Source organism: Bacillus sp. MUM 116 (genome assembly GCF_001866655.1).
Taxonomy (GTDB): Bacteria; Bacillota; Bacilli; order Bacillales; family Cytobacillaceae; genus Neobacillus.
Map to the genome: position 1 here is coordinate 1 of NZ_MLYR01000109.1, position 16,434 is coordinate 16,434.

The window sequence follows — 16,434 nt, forward strand, 5'->3', positions numbered from 1 at the left end:
ATTTAATATTGACTCAAAATTAGATTTGTCCTATAATTAATTATGTCAAAAGGATAGCAAATGAGAATTGCTATAAAGTTATCTCATTTAAAAAATATTTGGAGGGATTCGATATGCCAGAACGTATGGTAGGTAAACAAGCTCCACGTTTTGAAATGGATGCAGTATTACCAAACAAAGAATTTGGAAAAGTTAGTCTTGAAGAGAACATCAAAAATGACAAATGGACAGTATTGTTCTTCTATCCAATGGACTTTACTTTCGTTTGCCCAACTGAAATTACAGCTATGTCTGATCGTTTCGAAGAATTCGATGACCTGGATGCAGTTGTAGTTGGTGCTTCTACAGATACCATTCATACTCACCTTGCTTGGATTAAAACAGACCGCAAAGAAAACGGTCTTGGCGATTTAAATTATCCACTAGCAGCTGACACTAACCATGTTGTTGCTCGTGAATATGGTGTGTTAATTGAAGAAGAAGGTGTTGCACTTCGCGGTCTATTCATCATCGATCCTGAAGGCGAATTAAAATATTCTGTTGTAAACCACAACAATATTGGCCGTGATGTTGATGAAACACTTCGTGTTCTTCAAGCACTTCAAACTGGCGGACTTTGCCCTGCAAACTGGAAGCCAGGACAAGCTACATTAAACGTTTAATTTTTAAAATTATTCATGATAGACCTAACCGTAAAGTGTTAGGTCTATTTTTAAAATGGTTATGTTGAATACCAACAGAAGTTTTAAAATAGGGGGTTTTAACATGAAATTACGTGAGCAAATGCCAGAATTAACGGGTGCAACTGAATGGTTGAACGGCCAAGTGACAAAAAATGAATTAGTGGGTGAAAAACCAACATTGATTCATTTTTGGTCAATTAGCTGCCACCTCTGTAAAGAAGCAATGCTGCAAGTCAATCAATTTCGTGATGACTTCAAAGACAAATTAAATGTAGTTGCTGTTCATATGCCTCGTTCCGAAAATGATTTAAACCTAGAAGAAATCAAACAAGTGGCCGCAGAACACGGGATTACTCAACCAATCTTTGTTGACAGTGAACACAAACTAACAGAGGCATTTGAAAATCAATATGTTCCAGCGTATTATGTATTTGACCGAGAAGGTAAGCTACGTCACTTCCAAGCCGGCGGAAGCGGCATGAAAATGCTAGAAAAGCGCGTAAACCGCGTTTTAGATGAAATGGAAAAAACAGAATAATAATTTCTGAACTGCTCGTTTTTAAAACGGGCAGTTTTTTACTTTTTGTGAAACCCTTTCAATTTTTACTCGTCGGTTTTAATAAATAGATAAAAAAGGGGGGCAAAGAGTGAAAAGAGCAAAGAAATTAGTGCCAGTATGGATTGTTTTCGTTTTCCTTTTCCTTTCGGCCTGCAGTTCCAACAGTAAAAGCGAAAGTGCTAAAATGGATCAAACCTCGAACAATAAAGCAGATGCTGTCCAATATGGAAATCAAGAAAAAGCATCAATGCTTTCAAGTAAGGATTTAAAGTTAGAGAAAGAACCGGATGCTGTAATTAAAAAAGATATGCAAGCTCAAATGGTCATATATACTGCAGACTTGGAGTTTCGGGTAAATAGTTTTGAACAAACCCTACAAAGAATAGAAGAAAAAGCTGAAAAATATGGTGGTTATATTGCAGAATCAGGTGTCACAAAAGAAGGAAAGGAACATATGAGCGGGAATATTCGGATTCGAATCCCACAAAAATATTTTCAAGAATTTTTACATGATGCCGAGGGCCAGGCGGCAGAAGTTATTCACCGAAATATTTCAGGACAGGATGTAACGGAGGAATATGTGGATTTGGAATCAAGACTTAAATCGAAAAAAATCGTGGAAGGACGGTTAACAACTTTCATGAAAAATGCTGAGAAAACGGAGGATTTATTAAAAATTTCAGCTGACCTGGCTACTGTACAGGAAGAAATTGAAACGATTGAAGGGAAAATGAAGTTTATAAAAAATCAAACCGCATTTTCAACAGTGAATATTATGCTATCCGAATCCAGAGTGGTTGTTCCGGATATAGAGAAAGAGAACCTAAACACATGGGAGAGAACGAAAAAACAGTTTATGAAGAGCACCAATGCTCTTTTTGCCATTGTTTCCGGGCTAGTTGTTTTTGTGATTGGTAATCTGCCGATTCTAATCATTCTTTTAGTGATTGGTTTCCTTTTGTATTTGTATATTAAAAAAAGAAGCAAGACTAATCCAAGAGGTTAAATGACCTATTATCTTGAATCACTTCCATATGCTAAAATGAACAAAAAGAGAGATCATGTAGTGCTTGGAGGAGAAAACTGTGAAAAAAAGTTTTGCGGTTATAGGGCTTGGCCGGTTTGGCGGCAGTATTTGCCGTACCCTTACAGAGGAAGGAATCGAAGTATTGGCAATCGATAAAGATGAAGAAAGGGTTAATGAATTTTCGATGATTGCTTCCCATGCGGCTGTAGGGGATACAACGGACGAAGCAGTTTTAAAAAGTTTAGGAATTCGCAATTTCGATCATGTGATTGTTGCTATCGGTGATGATATCCAATCAAGTATCTTAACTACGCTAATTTTAAAGGAATTAGGTGTCCCAAATATAACGGTTAAAGCGCAAAATGATTATCATGAGAAGGTGCTTCGGAAAATTGGTGCTGACCAAGTAGTTCACCCTGAAAGGGATATGGGGCGACGGATTGCGAACAATTTGGCTTCTAATAATGTCCTTGATTATCTTGAATTATCAGATAATCATAGTATTGTTGAAATTGTTGCAAATGAAAAAATCGCCGGACATACGATTATGGAATTAGATATCCGCAAGAAATACGGTCTTAATATCGTAGCTATTAAAAGGGGAGAAGAGCTCATCGTTTCCCCGCAGGCAAAAGAACCCCTTCGTATTAAAGATGTATTGGTCGTAATCGGAAGTGATATAGACATAGACAGATTTGGAAAAAAGGCTATGGCTGTAAATTAGAATTTAGAATAAAAAAAGGAAACGCCGGGGCGTTTCCTTTTTTAAACTTCCATTATAATTGGTAAAATCATAGGTCTGCGCTTGGTTTTCTCATATAGGAATGGTGCAAGCGTATCAGTGATTTCATTTTTTATTTCTGACCATTGAGTTGTTTTTCGCTCCATCACTTTATTGATGTGTTTGGTAATTAAGTTTTGAGCATCATTAATTAAATCACCGGACTCTCTCATGTAGACAAATCCTCTTGAAATCAGATCAGGGCCTGAGGCAATCCTGAAATCCTTCATATTAATGCTGACTACAACGACTACCAAGCCTTCTTCAGAAAGAATTCTACGGTCCCTAAGTACAATATTTCCAATATCGCCAATACCGCTTCCATCTATATAAACTGAGCCCGAAGGAATTTTACCTGCTATTTGTGCAGTGTTTTCTGAAAGAGCCAAAACTTCACCATTATCCATAATGAAACAGTTTTCTTCCTCCACTCCACAGTCAACGGCAAGCTTGGCATGCATTCTTTGCATCCGGTATTCACCATGAATTGGCATAAAAAACTTTGGCTTTATGAGACGAAGCATTAGCTTTTGTTCCTCCTGGCCGCCATGTCCAGAGGTATGGATATTGCTCAATTTCCCATGAATGACATCCGCACCCGCCCTGAAGAGCTTGTTGATGGTCCTGCTGACGCTTATTGTATTACCAGGAATTGGTGAGGATGAAAAGACAACCGTATCTCCCGGTATGATTTGAATTTGTCGATGAGTGCCATTCGCAATTCTTGAAAGAGCAGCCATTGGTTCTCCCTGGCTTCCTGTGCAGAGAATGGTTACCTTATCTGCAGGAAGTCGGTTAATCTGATTGGATTCAATAAACGTTTCTTTTGGAGCAAGAATATATCCTAATTCAAGCCCAATATTGATTGCTGCTTCCATACTTCTTCCAAATACAGCAATTTTTCGTCCATTTGTTACTGCTGCTTCTACTACTTGCTGTAGGCGATGAATGTTTGAAGCAAAAGTAGCAAAAATGATTCGGCCATCCACTTTCCGGAAAATATCATGTATGCTTTCGCCAACACGGCGTTCGGACATCGTAAAGTCAGCAATTTCACTATTCGTACTGTCAGAGAGTAAACATAAAACTCCCTCTTTCCCAATTTCGGCCATTTTTGTTAAATTAGCTGGTTCACCGACAGGGGTGAAATCAAATTTAAAATCACCTGTGTGGACTATTTGACCTGGAGGGGTTTTTACGACGATTCCATAGGAATCGGGAATACTATGTGTGGTGCGGAAAAAAGTAACAGATGTCTTACGGAATTTAATTACATCATCTTCTTTAATTTCAATCAGTTTGGCATTTCTTAGAAGACCATGTTCTTCAAGCTTATTTTTAATTAATCCAAGGGCAAGTTTGCCGCCATATATAGGGATATTAATTTCCCTTAATAAATATGGAATGCCACCAATGTGATCCTCGTGTCCGTGTGTAACAAACAGTCCTTTTATTTTTTCTTCGTTTTTTACCAGATAGGTATAGTCAGGAATGACATAATCAATGCCTAATAGCTCGTCCTCCGGGAATTTTATCCCGGCATCAATTAAGATGATTTCATCCTGAAATTGAACTGCATATGTGTTCTTGCCGATTTCGCCCAATCCTCCAAGGGCATAAACAGCAGTTTGATCGTTTTTTACAAATTTCATAAATTATCATATCTCCAATACTTTGTAATCTTCATTTTGTTGTTCATACTCTAAATACGCACCTGAAACGGCTTGTACAAATTCTATGTTAAACTCACGGTCTGCAAGCTTTTTCCGAACATCTCTTTCTGATTCTCCCTCCATATAAAGGGTTTTTGTTTTCTCTCTCACAGGTACGTCTTTGTTGCTTGCTTGATAATATACTTTATATATCATGACTATATCGCTCCTTAATCAATCATAACTTTCTCTATTATATCTAATTTTTACATCTTTTTCATTCGTTTTATTATTTCTGCCAAATAATCCAGGTTGTGGTCGCAAAGTGAAAAGTATGTAAACGGATTACTGCTTATCAATTTACAATAAGGAAGGAGCCCTTCGCAAGTATGAAGGGCTCAAAAATTTAGGCAATCGATTTTTTTCGTAATAAATCTTTCCACTGTTTTAAAAGCTTCTTTCTTAGCTTCTTTAACATAGTGGATCATCTCCTTACCTTTATTTTAATCGATCCTTGTCCAATGTAAAGCAAGCCATGATAGATTATTAAAGATTTTTTTCAGATTATGTTTTTTTATTATTATTATATGGGATTTTTGTTGATACTTTCATGGTTAATCATGGAATTCAATTAAATGTTAAAGAATTGACAATTTATATAGATAAGGTTAGTGTTTTTATAGAATATGCTGTGTTAAACTTGTCTGTTGATTTCCGCTCAGGGGTTAAAAATCAAAATGTCCTTTAACACATCCATAGAATAAAAAGCAAGCCTGATTTAAAGGAGTTTATATTTAATGAAGAAAATTGTTTTTTTCGATATAGATGGAACGTTGCTTGATCATGAAAAAAAGTTGCCAGCCAGCGCGAAAAAGGCGATCAATTTATTAAAAGAAAAGGGTGTTTATGTAGCGATTGCTACCGGAAGAGCGCCGTTTATGTTTGAAAGCATACGCAAGGAACTTGAAATCAATTCCTATGTTAGCTACAATGGCCAATTTGTTGTCTTTGAAGGAGAGGTTATCTATGAAAACCCCCTTGATCAAACAGAACTTGAAAAACTTTTGACTGAAACGAAGCAAAATGGACATCCGTTAGTATTGATGAATGATCAAACGATGAAGGCAACCGTTAAGCACCATTCATTTATCGACATCAGTCTTGGAACTCTAAATTTTTCCCATCCTGAAGTGGATGCTGATTTTTATAAAAATAGAAAGATTTATCAATCCCTTCTTTTCTGTGAAGATAAAGAAGAATTAGAGTATTTTAAGCATTATCCAAAGTTTAACTTTATTAGATGGCATGATTATTCCGTTGATGTACTGCCGCAAGGGGGTTCAAAAGCTGAAGGAATCAAAAAAATGATTGAGCGGCTGGGATTTGAATTAAAAGATGTCTATGCATTTGGAGATGGTTTAAATGATTTGGAAATGCTAAAGGCTGTTGGTACAAGTGTTGCCATGGGAAATGGGGTTCCTGAGGCGAAAGAAAACGCCGATTATATTACAACGGATGTCGCGGAAAACGGTATTTGGAATGGGCTAAAGGAGTTACAGTTAATATAAAAAACTGCCGTCACCAAAAGGGGCGGCAGTTTTTTTACCTTTCAATGGCAATTGCTCCTTCAATTGGTTTAAAAGGTTCTTGTTTATTAATATAATCATAAAACATAATCCCATTAAGATGGTCTATTTCATGTTGAAAGCAAATGGCCGGAAGTCCTTTTAGCCGAAGTTTTACCTCTTCGCCTTTTTCATTGTACCCCTTTAATGTAACTCTAGCGTGCCTAGGTACAAAGCCTGGAATAGCTTCATCGACTGAAAGACAACCTTCTCCTGATTGAAGATAGGATTTCTCGACTGAATGACTTATAATTTTTGGATTGAAAAGAGCATAGCTATATAGTGTGCCTTTTTCATCCTGTATATGAACAGCAATCATTCTTTTTGATACATTAATTTGAGGGGCTGCTAAACCGATACCGGGTCTTAATTTGTGTTTTTCAGCAATTTCCGGGTTCTGACTGTTTTTAACATACTCTAAAAGTTCTCTTAAAATTTGTTTGTCTTCATCAGATGCCGGTAAAGAAACTTCTGCTGCTGCTTTTCTTAGCGTGGGATGACCATCACGAACGATATCCTCCATTGTAATCATGGGCTGTTTCACTCCTGTTTTCTGTTATAATGAATAAGATTAGTCTATCAAAGAAACCAAAAAAAGTTAACCACTTTGAAATGTGACTAAATGGTTTTATGTTAGGAGGTAGTACCTTGTCTTTTGGGGTCAAAAGTCGTGTATGGATTTCCATTATTACTCTCATTCTGATTTTGTCAGGTTGTTTTAATCAAAAAACACCTGTAGAAAAAATCTACGATATTTTAGAAAAAGTTGTAGCAAAAGAAAAAGGGTTTGAAAATCAGCAGGAACCGCTAGTAGCTCTGGAAAAGAAAGAAAAAGCTGCATATGACCAAATTATGGGACTCGGATTAAAACAGTATGATAAAGTGATAAAATTGGCTGATACAGCTTTAGAGATGGTTGAAAAGCGAAAACAGCATATGATTGAGGAAACTGAAAGTCTCAAGGAATCAAAAGAGACATTCCAAAAAGTTAAAGAATATAAAAATGATTTAAAGGATCGAAAATTAAAAAAATCGGTGGATCAGCTTTATCAAATCATGATGGATCGATATTCAGCCCACGATGAACTTAAAAGGGAATACATGAATGCGCTAAAATATGATAAACAATTGTATGGCCTATTAAAAAATAAAAATTTATCGTTTGATGTATTAGAGTCAAACGTGAATAAGGTGAATGAAACTTATCAAAAGGTTTATGCAGCAAATAAAAAGTTTAATCGACTTACGAAAGATTACAATAACCAAAAGCTTGCATTCTATAAAATGGCAGGGTTGAAAATCAGTGAATAATGTTTGTTTCCTTAGAAATCGGCTGGAAAAGCCGATTTTTTTCTTTGTTATAACAGCAAACAAATTTCTTTGATTTTATATAACAGTTTTGCGATTTTAAATAATACAGCTAAATGTAAAGAGGTTACTATTTGTAGTATAGAAATGATGAAAAATTATAGGATTTAGTATTTGACGCGCATAGAAAGTTGATGTAAACTCGGATATGTAGATAATAATTGTATCAATTGAAATATCAAATTTACTGATACAGAATATGATGGAATGGAAAAAGAAATTTTCATTCAATATTTTTTGTCTTTTTAGGTTTTTGGGTAACCTACAAAGGTGAAATGATTAATTTATATTTTTTTTTGAAAAGAAAGGAAGAGGTGACGTAAATGGCTTCTAAACTAAAGAACGCCCAGCTAGATGCGAAAAAATCGCTCGAAATCGTCGAAGAACAGTTTCAAACGGTTCAAATTTTAAATGAAGAAGGCGAAGTCGTTAACGAAGCGGCAATGCCTGATTTAACAGATGCCCAGCTTCAAGAATTAATGCGCCGGATGGTTTATACACGTATTCTTGACCAACGTTCCATCTCTTTAAATCGTCAAGGAAGACTTGGTTTCTATGCCCCAACTGCCGGACAAGAAGCGTCACAATTAGCATCACAATTTGCTTTGGAAAAAGAAGACTTTATTTTACCTGGATATCGTGATGTACCACAATTAATCTGGCACGGACTTCCACTTTATCAAGCATTCTTATTCTCACGCGGTCACTTCCAAGGAAATCAAATTCCTGAAGGTGTTAACGTTTTATCCCCACAAATTATTATCGGTGCGCAATATGTTCAAACTGCAGGCGTAGCGTTAGGATTGAAAAAGAACGGCAATAAAGCTGTTGCGATTACTTACACTGGTGACGGTGGTGCGTCACAAGGTGATTTCTATGAAGGAATTAACTTTGCTGGTGCCCTTAAAGCTCCTGCGATCTTCATCGTTCAAAATAACCGTTTTGCGATTTCAACACCAGTTGAAAAACAATCAGCAGCTAAAACCGTTGCTCAAAAGGCAGTTGCTGCAGGTATTCCTGGAATTCAAGTAGATGGAATGGACCCGTTAGCTGTCTATGCAGCAGTTCGTGATGCTCGTGAGCGTGCAATCAATGGTGAAGGGCCTACATTAATTGAAACACTTACGTATCGTTATGGACCGCACACAATGGCGGGAGACGATCCAACTCGTTATCGTACGACTGAACTTGATAACGAATGGGAAAAGAAAGATCCACTTGTTCGTTTCCGTAAGTTCTTAGAAAACAAAGGTCTATGGAGCGAAGAAAAAGAAAATGAAGTCATTGAACAAGCAAAAGAAGACATTAAAGAAGCAATTAAAAAAGCAGATGCGGCTCCTAAGCAAAAAGTGACCGATTTAATGTCCAATATGTTTGAAGAAATGCCTTCTAACTTAAAAGAACAATATGAAATTTATAAAGCAAAGGAGTCGAAGTAAGTCATGGCTCAAATGACAATGATTCAAGCGATTACTGATGCATTGCGTACGGAATTGCGCAATGATCCGAAAACCTTAATATTTGGGGAAGACGTCGGTGTAAATGGCGGGGTTTTCCGTGCCACTGAAGGACTTCATAAAGAATTCGGTGAAGATCGAGTTTTTGATACTCCGCTAGCTGAATCAGGTATCGGCGGTTTATCCATCGGACTTGCTTTAACAGGATATCGTCCAATTCCAGAAATTCAATTCTTTGGTTTCGTATTTGAAGTAATGGATTCTATCGCGGGTCAAATGTCTCGTATGCGCTATCGTTCAGGCGGACGCTATAACATGCCGATTACTGTACGTTCTCCATTCGGCGGAGGCGTTCATACTCCTGAGCTTCACTCAGACAGTTTAGAAGGATTAATGGCACAAACTCCTGGTTTGAAAGTAGTAGTTCCTTCTACACCTTATGATGCAAAAGGATTATTAATTTCATCTATTCGCGACAATGACCCGGTTGTATTTTTAGAGCACTTGAAATTATACCGTGCATTCCGTCAAGAAGTACCTGAAGAGGAATACACCATTCCACTTGGAAAAGCAGACGTAAAGCGTGAAGGAACGGACCTTTCAATCTTCACTTACGGTGCAATGGTTCACGAATCATTAAAAGCTGCAGAAGAATTAGCTAAAGAAGGTTACTCAGTAGAAGTTGTCGATTTGCGTACGATTAGCCCGCTTGATATTGAAACCATCATTGCATCTGTTGAAAAAACAGGCCGTGCAATTGTTGTTCAAGAAGCACAAAAACAAGCTGGGGTTGCAGCAACTGTTGTTGCTGAAATTAACGACCGTGCAATTTTGAGCTTGGAAGCGCCAGTTTTACGTGTAACGGCTGCTGATACGATTTATCCTTTTTCTCAAGCTGAATCTGTATGGCTTCCTAACTATAAGGATGTAATCGAGACGGCTAAAAAAGTATTGACGTTCTAAATAATCGAAAAATAGTCTCCTCTACATTCCGCAGAGGTTGTATACAACTGCGGAAAGAGAGGGAATATAGGAGGATGAATCACAGTGTCATTTCAATTTAAAATGCCTGACATTGGTGAAGGTATTCACGAAGGTGAAATTGTCAAATGGTTCATAAAGCCAGGTGACAAGGTTCAAGAAGATGATGTACTTTGCGAAGTGCAAAATGATAAAGCGGTAGTTGAAATTCCTTCTCCTGTAGAAGGTACTGTTCTCGAAGTTTTAATTGGAGAAGGAACCGTTGCTACGGTCGGACAGGTTCTTGTTACTTTTGATGCGCCAGGGTACGAAAACTTGCAATTTAAGGGCGATCATGGTGATGAGGAGCCTATGCAAGAAGCGGTACCAGCACCGGTTGCTGTAGCAGAAGCAAAGCAAGAAGCAGCAACAGTACCAAGTTCTGGAGCACAGACACAAGCTGAAGTAGATCCAAACCGTCGCATTATTGCTATGCCATCCGTTCGTAAATATGCCCGTGAAAAAGGTGTTGAGATTCGCCTTGTTTCAGGTACAGGCGACAATGGCCGTATCTTGAAGACTGATATTGATGCATTCTTAAGCGGCGGAGCAACTGTAGCAGCACCAGCTGAAAATGTTGCTGCAGCTCAAGAAGTGAATGTAGAAGCACCAAAAGCCCAACCAATTCCACAAGGTGAATATCCTGAAACACGTGAAAAAATGAGCGGTATCCGTAAGGCAATTGCAAAAGCAATGGTGAACTCTAAACATACTGCTCCACACGTTACATTAATGGATGAAATTGATGTAACTAAGCTTGTAGCACACCGTAAAAAATTTAAAGAAGTGGCTGCTGCTAAAGGCATTAAGCTTACCTTCTTACCATATATCGTAAAAGCTTTAACAAGTGCATTAAGAGAGTTCCCAGTATTAAATACATCACTTGATGATGCAACAAATGAAATTATTCATAAGCATTATTTCAATATTGGAATTGCAGCAGACACTGAAAAAGGTTTATTAGTCCCAGTTGTAAAGGATGCTGACCGTAAATCCGTATTTAACATTTCAAATGAAATTAATGAATTAGCAACAAAGGCGCGTGATGGAAAGCTTGCTCCAAATGAAATGAAGGGTGCATCTTGCACGATTTCTAATATCGGTTCAGCAGGCGGTCAATGGTTTACTCCTGTGATTAATCACCCTGAAGTAGCCATTTTAGGAGTTGGCCGTATTGCGGAAAAACCAATTGTTAGAGATGGAGAAATTGTAGCAGCACCTGTGCTTGCTCTTTCCTTAAGCTTTGATCACCGCATGATTGACGGTGCTACAGCCCAAAACGCAATGAACCACATTAAACGATTATTAAACGACCCAGAATTATTGCTAATGGAGGCGTAAAAAAATGGTAGTTGGAGATTTCCCAATTGAAACAGATACTATAGTCATCGGTGCAGGTCCTGGCGGATATGTTGCAGCAATTCGTGCTGCACAGCTTGGACAAAAAGTAACGATTGTAGAAAAAGAATATGTGGGCGGAGTATGTTTAAATGTTGGATGTATCCCATCAAAAGCCCTAATTGCTGCAGGACATCGATATGAAACAGCTATGCATTCCGACCAATTCGGAATCACAGCGGAGAATGTGAAAGTTGACTTCACAAAGGTACAAGAATTCAAAGCTGGTATCGTAAAGAAATTAACCGGCGGTGTTGAAGGATTATTAAAAGGCAATAAGGTAAACATTGTTCGCGGTGAAGCATACTTTGTTGATGCCAATACGTTACGTGTAATGGATGAAAATTCAGCACAAACTTATACGTTTAAAAATGCCATTATCGCAACAGGTTCACGACCAATTGAACTGCCTGCATTCAAATATTCAAAACGCATTTTAAATTCTACGGGCGCATTGAATTTAACTGAAATTCCTGAAAAAATTGTTGTCATTGGCGGCGGTGTAATCGGGATTGAATTAGGCGGCGCATATGCTAACTTTGGCAGCCAAGTTACTATTTTAGAAGGTGCCGATGAAATCTTAGGCATGGGTGTATTTGATAAGCAAATGGCCACCCTTGTTAAAAAGAATATGAAGAAAAAAGGTGCTGAATTCTATACAAAAGCATTTGCTAAAGGTGTAGAGGAAACTGAAAATGGCGTAGTTGTTACGTTTGAAACTAAAGGTGAAGAGAAGAAAATTGAAGCTGATTACTGCTTTGTCATGGTTGGGCGCCGTCCTAACACAGATGAAATGGGCTTAGAGCAAGTCGGTGTTCAAATGACCGACCGTGGCTTAATCGAAATTGATCAGCAATGCCGTACCAACATTAGCAACATTTATGCAATTGGCGATGTAGTTGCAGGTCCTCAATTAGCTCATAAAGCATCATACGAAGCTAAAATTGCTGCGGAAGCGATTGCTGGTCACCCATCAGAAATTGACTACCTAGGTATTCCAGCGGTTGTCTTCTCTGAACCAGAGCTTGCATCAGTGGGTTATTCTGAAGATCAAGCGAAAAAAGAAGGTATTGAAGTGATTGCAGCGAAGTTCCCATTTGCGGCAAACGGACGTGCACTTTCACTTGATAGTGCAGATGGATTCTTAAAACTAATCACTCGTAAAGAAGATGGTCTTGTAATCGGTGCGCAAATTGCCGGTGCAAGTGCGTCAGATATGATTGCTGAACTTGGTCTTGCGATTGAAGCAGGTATGACAGCGGAAGATCTTGCGATGACTATTCACGCACATCCAACTCTTGGAGAAATTACAATGGAAGCGGCTGAAGTAGCCTTGGGCAGCCCAATCCATATTATTAAATAATTTACAAATGGTTCTTTCCTGAAGAGGAAAGAACCATTTTTTTAAGGAATGAGCTTTTACGAAAATAACTATATTTTTTTGACATATACTTTACCATTCAGGTTTTTATAGAAGTTTGGTGTGGTGATACCTTTGAAGGTTTATGTAGTGATGTTGCTGCAATTTATGATTTGGAGCGGTTACACCTTGATTGAGTGGTTATCGAAGCATGACCAATTAGTATATAAAGTTATCATGTTTTTTGTCTTTTTTTATTTGGCTTACTTGATTGGTAACAGTATAACGAAATCATCAAGAAAAACATTATTCCTCACAGCGGTAAGCCTTGTCATTTATACCTCGATACATTATACTCTCGCACTCTATACCCATTAAAAAAACTCCCTTAAAGGGAGTTTTTTTAAAAGTAAAGAAAGTATAAAATTTTCGTCTTTGAGAATTGTCCAGCGCAAGCGTCCTGCCCCTCGATGGTCCACAGCCAAACCGTCAAGAAGGTTAAAGAGCAACTTTCTCGCCGGCTTAGCTTATGCTATGTCTGAGGCTAACCAAGGCGCTTCCGTTTTTCTTATATTATTTTCGCGGATAATAATACATGATTCTATCATTAAAAAGATGGAGTTCTCCTTGCATTTTTTTCGCAAGAAATTTACAAAATTCGTTGGCTTTCCCTTTATCACCGTAAGTGGATTGTTCAGGCAGGGTTACTTGAATATATTGCTGCTCTCTTTCTTCACCATTCTCATCACGGATAAACTCTGTATCAACGCCAACTAAAATAGCACAATACTTTTCATGATCAGAATGTAAATAAAACCATTTCCCTTTTTCATCTTCCTTTTCCTTTACTTCATAAGGGAATGCTGCGTCCCCGAATTGCCAGTCAACTTGATTGCCTGTCTTCGAGGTAATATCTTTATAATAATAGAAAAGATCTTTTACTTCATCAATGATAACTTGCTGTTTCGCAGATGAAGGCACCAGCTTAATATATGCATTTTTCGCCAACATCAATCCCCCCTAACACTCCATTAATATCCCCTTTTATTTTAGCATTGAATAAAATCCAATGACAACCATTACAAAAATAGTTTCTTGTAATTTTTGTGAAAATAAATTATAATATTCTAAATATTAAAAGAATGGAGGAGTCCAATGGAATTATTTGAAAAATTATATGATGAGCAGGAAAATGTAAAGGTGAGGTTTGTAGGTTTTACAACTGAACATACCCGCTATGACTTTGGAATTATATTTACGAACATGTTTTTTGGAAAACCTCTGGTAGTCTGTATGCAAACCGGGCGTTCTACCCTCCTCGACCCTAAAGACATCGAAGATATTGACCACTTGCAAACCGTTTTCCGAATTTCCAATCGCGAACAGGCAGCAGATCTAGCTGAATTTTTCAGCGTGACGATTCCATCCGTTCATTCGTATACCCAGTATGAATAAAAGGCTTAAAAAGGACCTAATTATAGGTCCTTTTTTGTATGTAAATATTTAAATGTGATATACAATTTAGGCTTGAAATATTAAATGTGATATATTATTATTAACTCAAGGATGTTTTAAGCGTTTACATTTCATAAAAAGGGGATAGAAAAAATGGGTACTATCGTATGCCAATCTTGCAACTCTACTATTGATCATTTTGAAGACGAAAAAGTAACCGTTTTATATTCTTCAAAATGCAATTGCTGTAAAGACCACCATTCTAAAGAAGAAAAATAAATAAAGAAAAAATAAAAAAGGATTCCGGAGTGGGGCTGTTGACAATCAAATAGGATTTTCTAAAACCTGTGTAGAATTTATTCTATACAGGTTTTTTATTGGGGGAATTTTTATGGCAATGGGTCGTAAAGATGAATATCAAAGTAAACTGGAGTTTATTGATTTAAATGTTTTTGTTCCTTCAAATCATATTCTTCGTCAAATCAATGAAAAAATTGATTTTTCATTTATATATGACAAAATGGAAAAATATTATTCGAAACTCGGGAGAAAATCACTTGATCCTGTTCTTTTATTTAAAATGTTACTAATTGGTTATCTTTTTAATGTTGATTCGGAACGCCGGCTGGAGCAAGAAGTCCACTTAAATATTGCTTATCGTTGGTTTTTGGGACTTGATTTAACGGATCCTGTTCCCGATCATTCAATCTTTAGTCAGAATCGACGTAGAAGGTTCAAAGAAAAGGGGAATACCGTTTTTCAAGAGATTTTTGATCATATTGTTAAGCTCTGCATAGAAAAGGGTTTTGTTACTGGGGAAGTAATTGTTACAGACTCTACTCACATTAAAGCTAGTGCTGCAAAAGGTAAAGTTGAAAAAGTAGTTGTGGAGAATACTCCTTCCCAATATTTAAATACCCTTGAAGAAGAAGCGAAGAGAACTGAAATAGAATTAGAGGAGAAAAGAATAGAATCAGGTAAAAATAAACGGGGACGAAAACCAAAAGGTTCCTCAACCCATACAACCTCTATCGTAAAAACTGATCCTAACTCTGGGTTATTAAATCGCCCTGGAAAGCCATCTGGACCTCACTACTTAGCCCATACAAGTATAGATACAAAAAACGGAATCATAGTCGATATACATCCAAGTGCTGGAAACATAAATGATTGTGAACCATTTATTGAAAGACTTAACGTGATTCAAGAGAAATTTGACTTGAAGATTAAAAATGTTGGAGCAGATAGAGGATTTGATACCACCCCAATTCATCATGGATTAAAAACATTAGAAATTACAGGATATATTACTCCAATTCAATCTAAAACTGCTTATAATACAACTTCCTATAAGGAATTTATATATGATGATAAAAACGATACGTACATCTGTCATAATCAAAAAATACTTTCTTTTACTCATATAAATCATAGCGGTGAACAGTACTCCAAAGTATATTCTGCAAAAGTAAAAGACTGCAAAGTCTGTCCTTTTAGAGAACAATGCTTTGGGAAAACAGCAACAAAAAGAACCATTGATCGACCAATAGCCCATGAATTGCTTGAAGCAAATAAAATAAGAGCAAATACTCCTGAATACAAAATGGTACAAAAGCTAAGAAGAGTTTGGTGTGAAGGTTCCTTCGGAACCATGAAGATGAAACACAACCTATTTAAAACTTATAAGAGGGGCATTCAAAAAATTCTTGAACAATGCCTCTTTTCGGCATTGGCTTTAAACTTAAAAAGAATGATAAAGGTGATGAATTAGCATCATAAGATGGGAAAAAAGGATAAAAAAATCATTTAAAAAAGAAAAAAACAAAAAGGGAAAGGAGATACAACTCCTTTCCTTTTTTGTCAACAGCCCCGGAGTGGAATCCTTTTTTTTTTAGAAGATAAGAAAATTTTTTTCTGCTTTGAAAATTGTCCAACCCCAGCGCCTAGCCCCTCGAGGTCATCAAACCAATCCGTCCAAAAGGTTAAAGAGCAACCTTTCGGCCGGCTTGTCTTGTGCTATACCTGAGGCTAACCAAGGCGCTTCCGTTT

18 protein-coding genes are annotated in these 16,434 nt (G+C 37.2%); 14 read left to right on the plus strand and 4 right to left on the minus strand.

Going from position 1 to position 16,434, the window contains the following annotated elements; all coding sequences use genetic code 11:
- The first annotated feature begins 113 nt into the window (after positions 1–113).
- The 4 genes from BIV60_RS23280 to BIV60_RS23295 all read left to right on the plus strand — a co-directional run bounded on the left by BIV60_RS23280 (position 114) and on the right by BIV60_RS23295 (position 2,993).
- On the plus strand, positions 114–662 hold the full coding sequence (locus BIV60_RS23280; protein WP_071358095.1) for a peroxiredoxin: 549 nt from the start codon (positions 114–116) through the stop codon (positions 660–662).
- Between the two features lie 103 nt (positions 663–765).
- Positions 766–1,221, plus strand: coding sequence for a TlpA family protein disulfide reductase (locus tag BIV60_RS23285; protein WP_071358096.1), 456 nt, complete (start codon positions 766–768; stop codon positions 1,219–1,221).
- 109 nt (positions 1,222–1,330) lie between these two features.
- On the plus strand, positions 1,331–2,248 hold the full coding sequence (locus BIV60_RS23290; protein WP_071358097.1) for a DUF4349 domain-containing protein: 918 nt from the start codon (positions 1,331–1,333) through the stop codon (positions 2,246–2,248).
- 79 nt (positions 2,249–2,327) lie between these two features.
- Entirely contained in the window at positions 2,328–2,993 is a 666-nt protein-coding gene (locus BIV60_RS23295; protein WP_071358098.1) for a potassium channel family protein, read from the plus strand.
- Between the two features lie 41 nt (positions 2,994–3,034).
- Here BIV60_RS23295 and rnjA read toward each other — a convergent pair whose 3' ends face one another.
- Both rnjA and BIV60_RS23305 read right to left on the minus strand, forming a co-directional pair.
- Complete coding sequence (gene rnjA / locus BIV60_RS23300; protein ID WP_071358099.1) at positions 3,035–4,702, minus strand: ribonuclease J1; 1,668 nt, start codon at positions 4,700–4,702, stop codon at positions 3,035–3,037.
- A gap of 6 nt (positions 4,703–4,708) precedes the next feature.
- The gene (locus BIV60_RS23305; protein WP_071358100.1) at positions 4,709–4,918 is read right to left on the minus strand and encodes a DNA-dependent RNA polymerase subunit epsilon; all 210 of its coding nucleotides are present in this window, start codon (positions 4,916–4,918) and stop codon (positions 4,709–4,711) included.
- A gap of 581 nt (positions 4,919–5,499) precedes the next feature.
- On the opposite strand from BIV60_RS23305, the gene BIV60_RS23310 reads away from it, so the two are divergent.
- Positions 5,500–6,270: a Cof-type HAD-IIB family hydrolase gene (locus BIV60_RS23310; RefSeq protein WP_071358101.1), complete on the plus strand. Its 771-nt coding sequence runs from the start codon at positions 5,500–5,502 to the stop codon at positions 6,268–6,270.
- Between the two features lie 34 nt (positions 6,271–6,304).
- Here the strand turns inward: BIV60_RS23310 and def are convergent, their stop codons facing one another.
- On the minus strand, positions 6,305–6,859 hold the full coding sequence (gene def / locus BIV60_RS23315) for a peptide deformylase (RefSeq protein ID WP_071358102.1): 555 nt from the start codon (positions 6,857–6,859) through the stop codon (positions 6,305–6,307).
- 116 nt (positions 6,860–6,975) lie between these two features.
- On the opposite strand from def, the gene BIV60_RS23320 reads away from it, so the two are divergent.
- The 6 genes from BIV60_RS23320 to BIV60_RS28740 all read left to right on the plus strand — a co-directional run bounded on the left by BIV60_RS23320 (position 6,976) and on the right by BIV60_RS28740 (position 13,308).
- A complete protein-coding gene (locus BIV60_RS23320) occupies positions 6,976–7,638 on the plus strand; it encodes a YkyA family protein (protein ID WP_256218520.1) in 663 nt (220 codons plus the stop codon).
- Between the two features lie 380 nt (positions 7,639–8,018).
- Entirely contained in the window at positions 8,019–9,134 is a 1,116-nt protein-coding gene (gene pdhA / locus BIV60_RS23325) for a pyruvate dehydrogenase (acetyl-transferring) E1 component subunit alpha (RefSeq protein WP_071358104.1), read from the plus strand.
- A 3-nt stretch (positions 9,135–9,137) separates the two neighbouring features.
- The gene (locus tag BIV60_RS23330; RefSeq protein WP_071358105.1) at positions 9,138–10,115 is read left to right on the plus strand and encodes an alpha-ketoacid dehydrogenase subunit beta; all 978 of its coding nucleotides are present in this window, start codon (positions 9,138–9,140) and stop codon (positions 10,113–10,115) included.
- A gap of 84 nt (positions 10,116–10,199) precedes the next feature.
- Entirely contained in the window at positions 10,200–11,513 is a 1,314-nt protein-coding gene (locus BIV60_RS23335; protein WP_071358106.1) for a dihydrolipoamide acetyltransferase family protein, read from the plus strand.
- A gap of 4 nt (positions 11,514–11,517) precedes the next feature.
- Entirely contained in the window at positions 11,518–12,933 is a 1,416-nt protein-coding gene (lpdA, locus tag BIV60_RS23340) for a dihydrolipoyl dehydrogenase (RefSeq protein WP_071358107.1), read from the plus strand.
- A gap of 123 nt (positions 12,934–13,056) precedes the next feature.
- Positions 13,057–13,308, plus strand: coding sequence for a hypothetical protein (locus BIV60_RS28740; RefSeq protein ID WP_371261583.1), 252 nt, complete (start codon positions 13,057–13,059; stop codon positions 13,306–13,308).
- Positions 13,309–13,503: 195 nt separating this feature from the next.
- On the opposite strand, the gene BIV60_RS23345 is transcribed toward BIV60_RS28740, so the two are convergent.
- Positions 13,504–13,938, minus strand: coding sequence for a DUF1885 family protein (locus BIV60_RS23345; protein ID WP_256218521.1), 435 nt, complete (start codon positions 13,936–13,938; stop codon positions 13,504–13,506).
- A 147-nt stretch (positions 13,939–14,085) separates the two neighbouring features.
- On the opposite strand from BIV60_RS23345, the gene BIV60_RS23350 reads away from it, so the two are divergent.
- The 3 genes from BIV60_RS23350 to BIV60_RS23355 all read left to right on the plus strand — a co-directional run bounded on the left by BIV60_RS23350 (position 14,086) and on the right by BIV60_RS23355 (position 16,156).
- The gene (locus BIV60_RS23350; protein WP_071358109.1) at positions 14,086–14,385 is read left to right on the plus strand and encodes a DUF3055 domain-containing protein; all 300 of its coding nucleotides are present in this window, start codon (positions 14,086–14,088) and stop codon (positions 14,383–14,385) included.
- Between the two features lie 153 nt (positions 14,386–14,538).
- A complete protein-coding gene (locus tag BIV60_RS28745; protein ID WP_083402416.1) occupies positions 14,539–14,664 on the plus strand; it encodes a GapA-binding peptide SR1P in 126 nt (41 codons plus the stop codon).
- Between the two features lie 118 nt (positions 14,665–14,782).
- Positions 14,783–16,156: an IS1182 family transposase gene (locus tag BIV60_RS23355; RefSeq protein WP_071358132.1), complete on the plus strand. Its 1,374-nt coding sequence runs from the start codon at positions 14,783–14,785 to the stop codon at positions 16,154–16,156.
- The last annotated feature ends 278 nt before the right edge of the window (positions 16,157–16,434 follow it).

What these genes read in the sequence shown, in the direction of transcription:
- BIV60_RS23280 (WP_071358095.1), top strand. Translation starts at nt 114, where the DNA reads ATGCCAGAACGTATGGTAGGTAAACAAGCTCCACGTTTTGAAATGGAT.
- BIV60_RS23285 (WP_071358096.1), top strand. Translation starts at nt 766, where the DNA reads ATGAAATTACGTGAGCAAATGCCAGAATTAACGGGTGCAACTGAATGG.
- rnjA (WP_071358099.1), bottom strand. Translation starts at nt 4,702, where the DNA reads ATGAAATTTGTAAAAAACGATCAAACTGCTGTTTATGCCCTTGGAGGA.
- BIV60_RS23305 (WP_071358100.1), bottom strand. Translation starts at nt 4,918, where the DNA reads ATGATATATAAAGTATATTATCAAGCAAGCAACAAAGACGTACCTGTG.
- BIV60_RS23310 (WP_071358101.1), top strand. Translation starts at nt 5,500, where the DNA reads ATGAAGAAAATTGTTTTTTTCGATATAGATGGAACGTTGCTTGATCAT.
- def (WP_071358102.1), bottom strand. Translation starts at nt 6,859, where the DNA reads ATGATTACAATGGAGGATATCGTTCGTGATGGTCATCCCACGCTAAGA.
- pdhA (WP_071358104.1), top strand. Translation starts at nt 8,019, where the DNA reads ATGGCTTCTAAACTAAAGAACGCCCAGCTAGATGCGAAAAAATCGCTC.
- BIV60_RS23330 (WP_071358105.1), top strand. Translation starts at nt 9,138, where the DNA reads ATGGCTCAAATGACAATGATTCAAGCGATTACTGATGCATTGCGTACG.
- lpdA (WP_071358107.1), top strand. Translation starts at nt 11,518, where the DNA reads ATGGTAGTTGGAGATTTCCCAATTGAAACAGATACTATAGTCATCGGT.
- BIV60_RS23350 (WP_071358109.1), top strand. Translation starts at nt 14,086, where the DNA reads ATGGAATTATTTGAAAAATTATATGATGAGCAGGAAAATGTAAAGGTG.
- BIV60_RS28745 (WP_083402416.1), top strand. Translation starts at nt 14,539, where the DNA reads ATGGGTACTATCGTATGCCAATCTTGCAACTCTACTATTGATCATTTT.
- BIV60_RS23355 (WP_071358132.1), top strand. Translation starts at nt 14,783, where the DNA reads ATGGGTCGTAAAGATGAATATCAAAGTAAACTGGAGTTTATTGATTTA.